The 13,938-nt window shown below is 40.3% G+C and carries 13 protein-coding genes; 4 read left to right on the forward strand and 9 right to left on the reverse strand.

The window, feature by feature from the left end:
• Positions 1-35: 35 nt before the first annotated feature.
• From WD048_00695 to WD048_00710, 4 genes are all read right to left on the reverse strand, one after another.
• Positions 36-986 carry a nitronate monooxygenase gene (locus WD048_00695; protein ID MEX0810699.1) on the reverse strand — a complete coding sequence of 317 codons (951 nt, stop codon included), beginning with the start codon at positions 984-986 and terminating at the stop codon, positions 36-38.
• Positions 976-1,995 carry a sugar phosphate nucleotidyltransferase gene (locus WD048_00700; protein MEX0810700.1) on the reverse strand — a complete coding sequence of 340 codons (1,020 nt, stop codon included), beginning with the start codon at positions 1,993-1,995 and terminating at the stop codon, positions 976-978. The genes WD048_00695 and WD048_00700 overlap by 11 nt, the downstream gene beginning before the upstream one ends.
• A gap of 183 nt (positions 1,996-2,178) precedes the next feature.
• A complete protein-coding gene (locus tag WD048_00705) occupies positions 2,179-3,372 on the reverse strand; it encodes a DnaJ domain-containing protein (protein ID MEX0810701.1) in 1,194 nt (397 codons plus the stop codon).
• Between the two features lie 7 nt (positions 3,373-3,379).
• On the reverse strand, positions 3,380-3,853 hold the full coding sequence (locus tag WD048_00710) for a DUF2452 domain-containing protein (GenBank protein ID MEX0810702.1): 474 nt from the start codon (positions 3,851-3,853) through the stop codon (positions 3,380-3,382).
• 255 nt (positions 3,854-4,108) lie between these two features.
• Between WD048_00710 and WD048_00715 the strand changes: the two genes are divergently transcribed.
• Positions 4,109-4,462 carry a hypothetical protein gene (locus WD048_00715; GenBank protein ID MEX0810703.1) on the forward strand — a complete coding sequence of 118 codons (354 nt, stop codon included), beginning with the start codon at positions 4,109-4,111 and terminating at the stop codon, positions 4,460-4,462.
• A gap of 161 nt (positions 4,463-4,623) precedes the next feature.
• A complete protein-coding gene (locus WD048_00720; protein MEX0810704.1) occupies positions 4,624-5,589 on the forward strand; it encodes an isoaspartyl peptidase/L-asparaginase in 966 nt (321 codons plus the stop codon).
• Positions 5,590-5,599: 10 nt separating this feature from the next.
• On the opposite strand, the gene WD048_00725 is transcribed toward WD048_00720, so the two are convergent.
• Entirely contained in the window at positions 5,600-6,445 is an 846-nt protein-coding gene (locus WD048_00725) for a cyanophycinase (GenBank protein MEX0810705.1), read from the reverse strand.
• Positions 6,446-6,613: 168 nt separating this feature from the next.
• Here WD048_00725 and cphA point away from each other — a divergent pair, with 168 nt between their 5' ends.
• Positions 6,614-9,265 carry a cyanophycin synthetase gene (gene cphA, locus WD048_00730; protein ID MEX0810706.1) on the forward strand — a complete coding sequence of 884 codons (2,652 nt, stop codon included), beginning with the start codon at positions 6,614-6,616 and terminating at the stop codon, positions 9,263-9,265.
• 30 nt (positions 9,266-9,295) lie between these two features.
• Here the strand turns inward: cphA and WD048_00735 are convergent, their stop codons facing one another.
• The 4 genes from WD048_00735 to WD048_00750 all read right to left on the reverse strand — a co-directional run bounded on the left by WD048_00735 (position 9,296) and on the right by WD048_00750 (position 12,759).
• On the reverse strand, positions 9,296-10,282 hold the full coding sequence (locus WD048_00735) for a DUF3089 domain-containing protein (protein MEX0810707.1): 987 nt from the start codon (positions 10,280-10,282) through the stop codon (positions 9,296-9,298).
• A gap of 120 nt (positions 10,283-10,402) precedes the next feature.
• On the reverse strand, positions 10,403-10,930 hold the full coding sequence (locus WD048_00740; GenBank protein ID MEX0810708.1) for a hypothetical protein: 528 nt from the start codon (positions 10,928-10,930) through the stop codon (positions 10,403-10,405).
• On the reverse strand, positions 10,920-11,390 hold the full coding sequence (locus tag WD048_00745) for a hypothetical protein (protein MEX0810709.1): 471 nt from the start codon (positions 11,388-11,390) through the stop codon (positions 10,920-10,922). Before WD048_00745 ends, WD048_00740 begins: the two co-directional genes overlap by 11 nt.
• A gap of 556 nt (positions 11,391-11,946) precedes the next feature.
• The gene (locus WD048_00750) at positions 11,947-12,759 is read right to left on the reverse strand and encodes a crotonase/enoyl-CoA hydratase family protein (protein ID MEX0810710.1); all 813 of its coding nucleotides are present in this window, start codon (positions 12,757-12,759) and stop codon (positions 11,947-11,949) included.
• A 341-nt stretch (positions 12,760-13,100) separates the two neighbouring features.
• Between WD048_00750 and WD048_00755 the strand changes: the two genes are divergently transcribed.
• The gene (locus WD048_00755; protein ID MEX0810711.1) at positions 13,101-13,937 is read left to right on the forward strand and encodes a hypothetical protein; all 837 of its coding nucleotides are present in this window, start codon (positions 13,101-13,103) and stop codon (positions 13,935-13,937) included.
• Position 13,938: the final 1 nt, after the last annotated feature.

Consider the following 13,938-nt stretch of genomic DNA (forward strand, 5'->3'; position numbering starts at 1 on the left):
AGGCATTATACCCCCATAGCAGTAGAAAAATAAATTTATTCGAGTTCCAACTCAGCAATTCTTTCCTGCTCTGCTTTAAACTCATTCCAGATTTCAAAAAAGACTTCCTGAGCCGGACGAATGCGTTTTACCATAGATGCTATTTGCCCAATTTCCAGTTCCCCTTCGTCCAGATCACCTAGAAACATCCCTTTTTTTGCCCTTGCCCTGCCAAGCAATTGTGCCAGTTCTTCCTGTGAAGCTCCGCGATCTTCAGCCTCCTGCACAGCATTGTAAAACTTGTTTTTTATCAAGCGCACGGGCACTACTTTTTTCATAGTCAATTTTGTGGCGCCTTCAGTGGTATCTACCACGCTTTGTTTGAAAGCCTGGTGTGCAGAGGATTCTTCGGTAGCCACAAATGCAGTTCCTATTTGCACGGCTTCGGCTCCCAAAGCAAATGCCGCCAGCATGGCTTTCCCGGAACCAATTCCCCCTGCTGCTATCAATGGAATATCTATGGCCTCGCGTACTTCCGGTATCAGGCACATGGTAGTGGTTTCTTCCCTGCCATTGTGCCCACCTGCTTCAAAACCTTCAGCAACAATGGCATCCACTCCCACTTCCTCGCATTTTTTAGCAAATTTTACACTGCTCACCACGTGCACTACTTTGATTCCGTGTTTTTTCAAATGCGCTGTCCATACTTTTGGATTTCCTGCTGAAGTAAATACAATAGGCACCTTTTCTTCAATAATAATCTCCATCAATTCATTGATATCGGGATAGAGCAGCGGCACATTTACAGCAAAAGGTTTTTGGGTGGCCTTTTTCATTTTTTGTAAATGCTCGCGCAATACATCGGGGTACATAGATGCCGAACCTATAATACCCAGACCACCTGCTTCGCTGATTGCCGATGCCAGCTTCCAGCCAGATACCCATATCATTCCAGCTTGTATAATGGGGTATTTTATACCAAATAACTGCGTAATTCTATTGTCCATTCTCTTTGTTTCTTCCGCTTAAATCAATTTCTGTATCATCGCCAATATTCAAACTTTGACTCATTCCACCTAAAATACAATCACTGCCAATAATGGAATCATGAAGTGCAATAGATCTAAGCCGGCTAAAGGCTCCAATGATAGAGTTCTTTAAAATCGCATTCTCTAAATCTGCATTTTCTCCAATGGTTACATTAGGTCCTATAATGCAATTACTGATTTTCACTCCATTTGCTATGCTCACAGGCTCTACAATTACGGTATTGGAAAAGTGCTCATTTATATCTTTTGAACCGCCCCATTTTTTGAGCAAGATTGCATTAGTTTCGAGTAATACATCTGCTTTTCCACAGTCATACCAGTTGTTCACCTTAAATGATTTGATCTTTACACCGCTTTTGATCAAAGACATAATGGCATCGGTCAATTGAATTTCACCGGAATTTCTTTTTTCTTTTTTTACCTGCTCTTCTAGGAATTCAAACAGTGCTTTAGACTCTTTGATTTTATAGACACCTACCAATGCTTTGTTTGATTTTGGAAATCGTGGTTTTTCAATAGCACTGGTCAAAAAACCATCATCACCAAGTGCAGCCACGCCAAATTGTGTTGGATTATCTACCTTTTTTAAACCTACAGTGCTGAATTTACTGTTGACCACTTCCTGCAAATCTGCTTCAATAATGGTATCGCCCAAATAAATTAGCACTTCTTCATCTTCACCCACAAAAGATTTAGCGGTCCATATAGCATGTCCGAGCCCATCTCTTTTGCTTTGAAGTGGAAATTCGGCTTTAATCTCAGGATAGGCATCATTTATGTAGGATTTTATCTTATCTCCAAGATAGCCAACAACAAAGATAAAATCATTCAGACCCTGCTCTTGCAAACGATCTATAATAAAACCGAGAATGGGTTTTCCGGCTACGGGAATTAGTGCCTTGGGTTGTGTGTAGGTATGAGGCCTGAGCATAGTACCTGCTCCGGCAACAGGAATGATGACTTTCATTTTGAGCTGTTTTGCTGTAAAGTTAATGGAAAATTTGCAGGCATTGTTTTATGCTTACTTTACTATTTTCTGGCATTCCCCGCCTGTCCGCCCGGCCATGCCATTCGGACGGGAATGACAATAGTCGGGCAGGTGTGCACTAAATAATTTCCAGACTCGGGTTATAAATAGTGCTATTTGTTATTAGTTAAAAAACTGTTCTTCCTCCATTTTCCGGGCAGGAGCTTCTCCTCCTTTTACCTTATATAAGGTAATTCGATAAGCATTAAATGCCAGAGAATCAACACGTGTGCTGCGCTCCATTCTTAGTATTTGATCTTTTTCAGTAAAGCTGATAAACTTCCGGTAAATATTAAATCCCCCTTTGAGTTTACCCCTTTTTAAACGATTGCTCACATCCCAATCCCTGCCATAAAAAACCTTAATATAAAAAGTGCCATCAGGTATTTGATTCATTACAAAAGTATCGTTGGAGAGCACATAATTGTGCCGAATAACTTTACCGCTGTGCAATTCAGTTAAAAATACCACCTGATCGAGCACTGGATCTGCAATAAATTCTATTTGATGTGCAGAGCTTGGGTCTATAATATTTTCACCATAATACGAACTGTAGGGGGTAGCTCCTGTTTGCAATCTAAAATCGGGAATAACTTTTCCATCCCTGGCCAGGGCGCGTCTTTTGCGTTCAGGATCAACACGATCCATCACTACATTATAGGCTAAAATAAATACTATAAACAACATCACTACAATACTTATTCCCTGCACTACTCTGTTGAGTTGTTTTTCACCTTTTTGTTTTTTCTTATAGCTTGCTTCTCTATAAACATTGATAAATGCACGCTCTGTAATATACCTCGTACCAGACTGTACATACCATGCAGGACCTATCTGGAAATGCCCTGTATGAATTCCTTTTAGGTAAAAAGTAGTGTTCCAGGCTGTAGCCGGGCCCTGGGGCGTATTTAATATTATCCTTTCGGGGATGCCTTTTTTGATCAATTCTATACCCGCAGGAAGTTTTAAGTGAATGTCATTTCTTTTTTCCCGGGAAAATACTTTTACTTCAAAAAGCCCCTGGATAACTTCTCTTTTAGGAAGTATAATCCGAATTTTAAAGAGGTCTTTTATTGTCCGGAAAAAAATAAATTCCGATTGCTGTGCATCGCCTTTTCGAAGTGGTTTTTGCCTGCTTTCTTTTATTTGTTCATAAGCACTTTGAATATTATTAAATTTTTGTGCCGCTTCAGCACTGCCCTTGTTTCTGTCAGGATGATAGGCCAGCACGAGCTTTCTGTATGCATTTCTTATTTCCCTGTCACTTGCAGTGCTCGATACGCCAAGTATTCGGTATGGATCAGTTTGTTGAGACATCTGTTTTTCATTCCTCACTTTCTTCAATAACACTCCAAGTGTGGTCTGCCAATAACTCTACTTCGGCAAGGTATTTTTCAAAAGGCATTTTTCTGCCCCATTCGTCTTTTGCGATCATTGAGAGCACAAAATTTTTATCAGATCTCTGGTATAAATAATACCGCTGGCCGATAACCGGGCGAAAGCTCATATCTGCCGCATAAATATGCTCTGAAATTTCTTTTCGCTTTTGAATTTCCCTGGCCTGTTTTGCCAATACTTCTATTTGATCGTAGATCTGCTTCATTTGCAGATCGGTCTGCTGATGCATGGCCGAAACAGATGTACCCTTTATTCTTCCCTTGTCAATGGGCTTAATACTTACGCCACCTACAGTATGTGCATAGGGCAGCAAACCGGGGTTTTCCGCTATTTTGTCCTTGTCTATCGGGTTGATAAATGTCTCTTTTTCCTCTTGTTTCTTGCTTTCCTTTTTGGGCATTGTATTTTCTTTCTTTAAAATAGTATCGTGCTTAACGCTGCAAGTAAAATTAGGGTTTAAACCATAATTAGCCTAAAAACAGGATTGTTTGTGAAAATGATAGGGTGCATATTTCAAATCCAAATAAAAAAATTGTATTAAAATCATTGTGTCATAATTTTTGTCATAAACGTTTTATACCTTCATAAAATAAAGCGGTTGGTATGCATTGTGTCGAGCGTTTAAATACAATTAACTCATTAAAAATCAGATAAAATGGACATCAAGAAAATTATAGGCATCACATTTTTAGCGACATTTTCTTTCTGGGCTTGTAATCAAAATAGTTCAGAGGAACAGGAAAGCAAAGAGGAACAACCCCCTCAGCAGGAACAAACAAAATCGCCACAGCAACAAGAAGCACCCTCCGGTGAAGCAGATCAGTACGGCAGAATGCCGGGAGATGAGCATTACGGGCATGATCATCCACCCCAAAATCAGATGCAACAGCAGCAGAACAATCAGATGCAGCAGCAGCAACAGCCCGCTTCTGGTGAACCTGATCAGTATGGCAGAAAGCCAGGACATGAGCATTACGGGCACGATCACGGCCCGCTGGATGAGCAGTAGGACAATCAAGATGAGGCGCGAATCTATGCATTAAGCTGATTTTAATTTGTGCGAACAAAAACCGCTTCAGTAATTTTAGCATGAGTGGACAGTTTGCAATTTAATCGCGGTCGCCATCTCCAAATTATGCCTCCGATGATGTACATTTACATTAAAAAGAGATGGGGCGCAGAGATTTTGTATTGCTTATTCATGGTGGAGTAGGAACCATTTTGCGAGAGAATATGGCCGCTGAAAAAGAAGAAGCTTACCGTGCGGCACTAATTCATGCACTTAAGGCGGGCGAATCAATTTTGAAAAATGGTGGAAATGCTGTGGAAGCTGTGGAAGCGACAATAATTGTATTGGAAGATTCACCGCTTTTTAATGCAGGGCGGGGTTCGGTATTTACCCACGAGGGAAAAAACGAAATGGACGCTTCCATCATGGACGGTCTCAGCATGAATGCAGGAGCCGTGGCAGGTGTGCGGCAAATAAAAAATCCAATTATGGCTGCGCGAAAAGTGATGGAAAATTCGCCACATGTAATGCTAACAGGCGAAGGAGCAGAGGAATTTGCCAAGAAAGAAAATGTAAAGCTGGAGGAACCCGGCTATTTTTATGTGGAAGAACGCCACCGTCAACTGATGCGCGCCCAAGAACAAGATGAGGTAATACTCGATCACTCCGGTGAAAATAAAGACCTAAAAGGAAATATTGAAAATGGCGGCAAAAAATTAGGAACTGTTGGTGCTGTCGCACTTGACAAACAGGGCAATCTTGCGGCAGCTACTTCAACGGGCGGAATGACCAACAAACGATATGGCCGAATTGGCGACACACCCATAATCGGTGCGGGAACCTATGCCAACAATAAAACCTGTGCCGTTTCGGGAACCGGTCACGGGGAGTATTTCATTCGAAATGTAGTGGCATATGATATTTCAGCCCTGATGGAATACAGGGGCTGGACATTAAAACAAGCAACTGACTTTGTGATTCTTGAAAAATTGAAAAATCAAAATGGTGAAGGAGGTGTTGTGGCAATTGATCAAAATGGAAATTATGTAATGACTTTCAATACCGAGGGAATGTATCGCGGAGTAGTAACCGACCGTGAAGCTGCAAGAGCGGAAATTTACAAGTAGCCGAGCAAGTTTAGATTAGATGTCTTTCTGAAAGTATGTAATTGTGTCCCTTAGATAGAATGTGAACAATAAGATTTTCAATAGATATTGGCTCTCCATCTTTGATTTCTGCTATATTGGTGTAAGTGATTTTGCTGCCATCTACAATGGTAACCAGACCAGACCCAATTGCTTCCATATGATCTCCATCCCTAATCAGCAAGCCTGTATCTTCTCCAAGTCCAATCCCCACATTAGCAGGGTTTTTGGCAATCGCCTGACAAAGCCTTCCAAAGCGTCCTCTCTTGATGAAATGGCTGTCGAAGGTAACATCCTGGATAAACCCAAATCCACGGGATTGTTTTACCTCACCTTTCAGAAGGGCTTCTGTGCTACTTCCCCCATAGATCATAACAGTTGACATGGCCATGGCTCCGGCACTTGTCCCCGCCACCACAAATTGTTCGTTTTGATATCTAGACAACAAAAGCGATAAAAGGTTGGTGCCTCCAAAAATAGTGGTCAACCTCAATTGATTTCCCCCTGTGAAAAGTACACCTTCGGCCTCGGAAAGTCGCTTGTGATAAGATTTATCCAGCGTATCTTCCCTGCTTTTGATGTGGATCACCCCAATGTTTTCATTTTGCAAAAGGGCAAAAGCATCTACATAGTGCTGCCCCGTTTCTTCGGGAATCATAGATGCCGTGGTGATGACCTCAATGCGGTTGGTAATTCCTGGAATCTCCTCCAGCATTCGCTTTAAAATGCCGGCTTCCAAAAATTTATCACTGCGTGCCTCTGAATTTTCAAGATCAGAGCCAGTGCCTCTATCTACCGCTCCGCCAATTGCGATCAAAATACCTTTTGGTTTTTTCATAATTGTTGTTGAAGATAGTCTTAATGGCTATCTTTAAAGGAACTGATTCCTAAAAACAAAGTTAGCTAAAGATTTCTCCAAACTTACCCGAGCTAACATATTCTTTTCAAAGACAGGCCATAACAATTGCTGGAGCCAATTCAACCCTGCTCAATAAACACAAATTCTATGAAGATACTTGATACTAAATTACTTAAAGGCCCCAATTACTGGTCGAACAGAAGACATAAGCTTGTCGTTATGAAACTCGACCTGGAGGAAATGGAACTACTTCCATCAAATAAGGTGGATGGTTTTTATGAACGAATTGTAAAACTACTGCCAACTTTGCACGAACATCACTGTTCAGAAGGGCATGAAGGTGGTTTTTTCGAGCGCATCAAAGAAGGCACCTGGATGGGCCACATCATTGAGCATGTGGCGCTCGAAATTCAAACGCTTGCCGGTATGGACTGTGGCTTTGGCAGAACTCGAGGAGCGGGTGAAGAAGGTGTTTACAATGTGGTTTTCAACTACACACAGGAAAAAGCAGGGGTATATGCCGCCAAAGCAGCTGTGCGAATTGTGGAAGCACTGATCTCTGGAGAAAACTATAGCTTAGAAAATGACATTCAGCAGTTAAAAGTGCTTAGGGAAGAATATAAACTCGGTCCAAGCACACAGTCCATTGTAGATGAAGCCGTCAAAAGAGGGATTCCCTTTATGCGCCTCAACGAAGCTTCCCTGGTTCAGTTGGGCTATGGTGTTCATCAAAAGCGCATTATGGCCACCATGACCAGTCAGACAAGTGGCCTCGGAGTGGATCTGGCCTGTGACAAAGAAGACACGAAGTTTTTGCTTCATAGGGCCGGAGTTCCCGTTCCCTATGGTGGAATTTGCACCGATGAGAAAGGATTAAAAAGTGAATTGTATTCAGTGGGCTATCCGTGTGTGATAAAACCCATAGATGGCAACCACGGAAAAGGAGCCACCACCAATATTGAAAAGGAGCCGGATGCTATAAGAGCTTTCAAATTGGCACAAAAATATTCAGAACGGGTAATAGTGGAGCGATGGATAAAAGGCCACGATTTCCGCCTTTTGGTGATCAATCACAAGTTGGTAGCTGCGGCAAAACGCACTCCCGCACATATAGTAGGTGATGGTCAATCAAGCATACAGCAACTGATTGATGCGGTAAATGCAGATCCAAGAAGAGGATTTGGACATGAAAATATGCTTACAGAAATTACAGTGGACAAGATGACCCAGCATATTTTGACTTCAAAAAAACTTAAACTAAATTCTGTTTTACCGAACAAGGAAATACTCTATTTAAAGACCACTGCCAACCTCAGCACAGGCGGAACCGCTACGGATGTTACGGATTCTGTGCATCCCGACAATGTGTTTATGGCAGAGCGCGTTTCTAGGATTATCGGCCTCGATATCTGCGGGATTGACGTTATGGCTTCAGATCTCAAATCTCCGATAGCGCAAAATGCAGGCGCAGTAATTGAAGTGAATGCGGCTCCGGGCTTTAGGATGCACCTCGACCCAACAGTAGGCTTGCCCAGGAATGTGGCCAAACCGGTTATCGACATGCTTTATCCACCGGGACAGGAAGCTACCATTCCCATTGTGGCAGTGACAGGTACCAATGGAAAAACAACAACCACCCGACTGATTGCACACATCATGAAAAGTGCCGGATACCAGGTAGGATTTACCACCTCCGATGGAATTTATGTGCAAAATAGTACGCTGGAATTAGGCGACTGCACGGGACCTAAAAGCGCGCGGTTTATTCTTAGCGATCCTACGGTGAATTTTGCCGTACTCGAAACTGCACGGGGCGGAATACTGCGCGAAGGGCTTGGCTTCAGCCAGTGTGATATTGGAATTGTAACCAATATTACCTCTGACCATCTGGGCATGAAGGGCATTGATTCATTGGAAAAATTGGCCCTTGTTAAATCTGTTGTTGTGGAAAATGTCACTCCATCAGGTTATTCTATTTTGAATGCAGATGATCCGCTAATTCTCGGAATGAGGAAGGACATCAAATCGAATATTGCTTTGTTCAGCTTGGACGAAAACAACGAGACTGTTATTGAACATTGCAAAGCCGGTGGCATTGCAGCGATTTATGAAAATGGCTATATCACTATCAACAAAGGCGGTTGGAAAATACCCGTTGAAAAAGTGGCGAATATTCCGCTTACTTTTTCCGGCAGGGCTGTTTTTATGATCCAGAATGTGTTGCCCGCCACGCTGGCGGCATTTCTCCGGAATGTCAATCTGGTAGATCTACGGCTGGCACTGCAAACTTTCACTCCTTCTCCGGCACAAACCCCGGGACGAATGAATATTTTCAAATTCAAGGATTTTGAAGTGATGCTCGATTATGCCCACAATCCATCGGGAATGGAGGCCATTGGCAAATTTCTAGAAAGAACCGATGGCTTTCCAAAAGTAGGTGTGATTTCCGGCACGGGCGACAGAAGGGACGAGGATATCATAGAGCTCGGAAAAGTGAGTGGGAGGATTTTCGATGAAATCATCATCCGACAAGATGCTGAATTAAGAGGCCGCAAAGCAGAGGACATTCGCGATTTATTAATGGAAGGTATAAGCAGTGTTGACGCCAAAAAATCGGTCTTGTATGTGCCTGATGAAAAAACAGCCATTACCAAATCCATTGAAGAGGCTAAACCAGGATCGTTCATTACTGTCATCAGCGATTCAATTCCTGAATCGATAAAGTATTTAAGGGAATTGAAAGAAAGGGAAAGCGAACTGGAAGTTCCAAAGATCGATATTCCAAATTTGGAAGTATAATTTGCAAATTGTGAAGCAAAAATTAATCTTTTACTCTAAAAACTCCTCTACACGGGTGGCCACATTTTTACGGATACTGTCCCAATAAAGATTATAATCTACAACATGCATTGTGTTGAACCTGCGCACAAACAACAATTTGGTATCTACCCAAAGCATGTCATTTTTGATGCGTGCCTCTGTGTAATAGCGCTTCTTCTTTTGTGGCTTTAGCAATACCGCAATATCACCGGAAGCTGATGCCGTGTCTGTTGTCCAACTGATGGGATTCACGCTTACCTCTCCTACAAGAATATCCTGGGTTGTGTCGGGATAAAAATACCCTTCCTTAAAACTGCTCCAGGAAACATAACAACCTGTTTCAGTAGCCTGGGCACAAACTTTTATTTCAGGATAATCGTCCTTATACACCGCATAACCAACCAAGTAAGCGCAAACCAACTGCTTTTGCAAAGCCGTGCCATTGAAGTATTCCTTTAAAAGCCTGCGCGTATGCCAGGTACCCTGACTGTGCCCGGCAATAATAATCGGGCGGCCATTGTTGTGATTTTCAAGATAATACTCAAAAGCATTGACCACATCCTGATAAGCAAAATCCAATGCTTTCTTTCCCTCAACAGTATCTTCCTTAAAGGCATGGATATGGGCCTGCCGATAGCGGGGAGCAAATACACGTGCAGAACGATTGAAAACGCTTGCCTGTAATTTCACCGGCTTTTTATCAATTCGCTTATTGAGTTTGTCGTTTTCAATACTTGCATTCCAGGTATCGCCTTTGAGGTACATTGTGGGATGCACATAAAAAACATCCACTTCCTTTAAAGAATCGGAAATCCATTTTTCTCCATGGGGAACTACATCTGCTGCATCTTGGCGAAATGGCAATGCACCCCAATGATCGGGATTGCTGTAATCAGGAGCTTTGAGATCTGGCGGCACTTGAAAAGAGGCCAATTGTGGGGAACAAGCAAAAAGAAATAATAAGATCGGGAAGAGGAATAGGTGTTTGAATTTCATAGTGCTTAAAGTTAAGCAAATAGGGGAGAATAAGATTTCTGTGGCAGTTGATTTTTTGATTATTGTTGCTGCAAACACCTGATGGATAAGAGCATGGGTGTATTGTCAATCGGAAAGAATTTATTCTATCGATTCACTGAGTTTAATGTGTTTTTCAATCATGGGCCTCCACTCATCCTGATTTGACATTGTTTCATACAGCTTTTGATAATAATAGACCTGATACCACATTTCATTTTTGAATTCACATATGTCAGCATATACTTTTTCGGAATGGATCATTAAGCGCTTTATAAATTCATCTTTGGGTGCTCTATGATTATTAATTACCTGACTTAGCCGAACAGGTGTGATATTAATGTCTTTCGCAAATACACTTCTTTTTGTGTAGATGGTGTCAATATAAAATTTTAAGAACTCTGAAAAATATTTGCGATCACCTAAAACAGGTTGATTGATGTATGCCTCCATTCTTAATTTCAACTGTATAAGTTTTGCACGAATAACTTGATCCTTGGATAAATTTTTCATTTTCCTTAATCGTGCTTCCATTAAAGCAGTAGCCTCTGTTTTGCGCTCTTTAGTTGATTTATATCTCGAGTCTAAACCAAACTCAGGATTTTCGTTTCTGTTTTTTTTATTGGTCATGGTCATATGTATTTATTAAATCCAATATTTCTGGCACTTCCATGCTTAAAGTCATGCCCGTTAATGACATGTTGTATTTAGCGATATAATGTTGGGCAATCTGGCTTTTTGGTCTAAGTGAAACACAGGCTAATTCGGCATAATCTGCTACTGCTATTTTTGCGGCATGGGCGATTAAATTTCCTGTTATTTTATCGTACTTTTTATCTGTTCCCTTGTTTTCAACAGAAACAGTAAGAAGTCTAATGTGCACTCTCCATTCACTTGGTATTCTCTCCAAAGAAATAAGACCTAAAATATCTCTTGTTCCCACGATTTGTAATTTATATATCTCATATTTTCGCTCCAGCTTCCAATCAAAGAAATAACGCTCTTTCCCAATTGATTTAAAATCAACATCTTCCACGAGCTTTACCTCTACTTGGTGCTTTTTGTTCGATGAAACCTCTACAATATGCATACGCCTAAGTTACAAAATAAGTTTCCGTAAATTGGAAAGAGCAGGTTTAAAGTTTACATTTTAGTAAATATGCTGGCATGGTTTTTAAAAAGTGCATGTCCGAACTGGCTGCGGAAGTCGGGCATTCGATATACCTCATGGGCATTAAATGTGCGCTATTTATCAGACCAAATGGCATTAAATGAAATCGTATAAAAGGCACAAGAAGGCTTTGCTCATTGCCTGTACGCCATTCTTTCACAGCAGGAAGTTGGATGTTTACTTATAAAACAACCTTCATTTTTTCCATTGCTTAAAAGTTAAATTGGATGGCGCGACCCTTCTTTTGGATTTACAATCTTAAAGTTATATTTCTGGATTTGCCGAAAAAACCGACAGTTGGTCTTTGCTAAAGGGTTTCATTTTCAATCCCGGTCATTTCGATACATCCCAACCCTTCGGGTACGGGACACTCAATGTCCTCATTCCCGTAAATGAAATTAGAAAACGCAAATTACCATGAGGAACTGTAAATTCTGAGCACCGCTGTTGCAAGGGTTATGTCTTGTGGCGTATTTTAATCTTCAAAATTAGGCTTGCGCTTTTCCATGGTAGATTTGAATGCTTCTGTTAGATCATCAGAAAGCAACATTCCTGCATTCCAGGTTGACATATAATTTAGCGCATCATCTACGGAATGATCTCTGGCATATCTCAAAACATCTTTGGTTCCACGGATAGATAAAGGAGATTTAGCGGCTATGACTGCCGCAATTTCCGCAACGCCTTCCATTAGTTCATTTCTTGTAGGATAACACTGGTTGACCAGGCCAATATTCCTGGCCTCCGTTCCGTGGACCTTTCTGCCGGTATATGCCATTTCAGAGACCATTCCGGGAGAAATTAATTTTGGCAAGCGCTGCAAGGTTCCAAGATCAGCGACCATGCCCAAATCAATTTCCTTGATCGTGAAATATGCATCCTCACTACAATAGCGCATATCGCAAGCTGAGACGATGTCAAGCCCGCCTCCAATACATCCGCCATGAACAGCAGCCAATACCGGTTTGCTACACTTTTCTATTGCTGTAACGGCTTCCTGTAGCCTCAGCACCAGGCTTCTTATTTTCTCGCTTTTCTTTCCGGAACATGCTATATCATTGTATTGGGCCACCGACATCAACAACTCTAAATCAATCCCCGCACAAAAGTTTTTCCCTTCTCCTGACAGCACAATTGCCCTTGCTTCAGGAGTATTTGAAAGTGTTTCAAAAATGCTTTGCATTTCTTGCCAGGCCTCCATGTGAAGCGCATTTGACTTTTCCGGCCTGTTGAAAGCAACTTTCGCTACTTTGTTTTCAATGTCAACTTTAAAATATTGGTAGGTCATGTCTGTGGTTTTTTGTTGTGGGGTTTGTGAATGTGATTTTGTCCGTTTACTGAAGATACAAGAAGGCTTTGCTTTGAGCATAGGTGCTATTCTCCAGCGGGGGGGGGACACCTACTTAATCGAACAATTGACACCACATCTATTATTTTCTCATTAAAAAGTAGGCAATAAAATTTAAAGAAGGAAAAATACTTAATTTTAAGGTTTAAATATTGCGACAGAAAAATTTCTTTAGAAATGTTTTTTCTGCTAAACTGCTTTAAATAAAATACTCTGCGTTTAATTCTTTAAAATTGTTTTGCATTTTTTTTCAGATAAAAAATCTAAAGCAAAAAATGGATATGAAAATAAGTATTGTCCTATCAACATGTATTTTTATTCTAAGCTCTTGTCATTATTCAGAAAAGAATGCCCTACATGTAGCTGAAAATTTTCTTATTGCATATCAATTTGAGGATAATAAGCAAGCTTTAGAATTATATCCAAAGTTCAGCAGCTTTAAAAGATTCACTAAAATAGATGATTATAAAGTTATAGATACTAGAGAAGTAAATAAAAATTATTTTAAAGTTTTTGCGAATGCCAGTCCGTTAGGTTATGGAAAAAAGGGTAAAAATATAATATTGTTTATTGGAGAAATTGAAGAAGAACTTAAAATAATTGACTCAAAGGGATTAATAGCTCCTTTTGATAATAAACCGTATGAAATTTGCGAAAAGTTGGGCTGTATAAATACCAAAATGTCTGATTTAGAAATTTCTAAAAAAATACGGAATTCCGAATGTTCAGAAGTAGAATCCAAAGCAAATACTTTTATTAATATTTCTTTCAATAAAGATGATATTGAAGTTTTAGATGTAGACTATAATTTTTCATCATTTAAAGGGACTAAATATTTTGAAGTAAAGTTGAAGAACAATTCAAAAATTAATTTTAAAAAAGGAGATATCGTATTTAACATTGCTCTTTATCAAAATGATATATTTTTGAAATCTCACCCATTATCAATGAATAAAAATGAATTTAATTCAGGTGATATAATAAAAATATCTACAAATTATAATAATGATTATTTCTTACCCCCAGCCGAAGCTAATAAATACAGCTTATTGAAAAGTATTAATAAATACAATATAGTCAGTATTTACTTGAATAATCATTATATAAACTGTAATTAGA

Source organism: Chitinophagales bacterium (assembly GCA_040877935.1).
GTDB lineage: Bacteria > Bacteroidota > Bacteroidia > Chitinophagales > CAIOSU01 > JBBDNB01.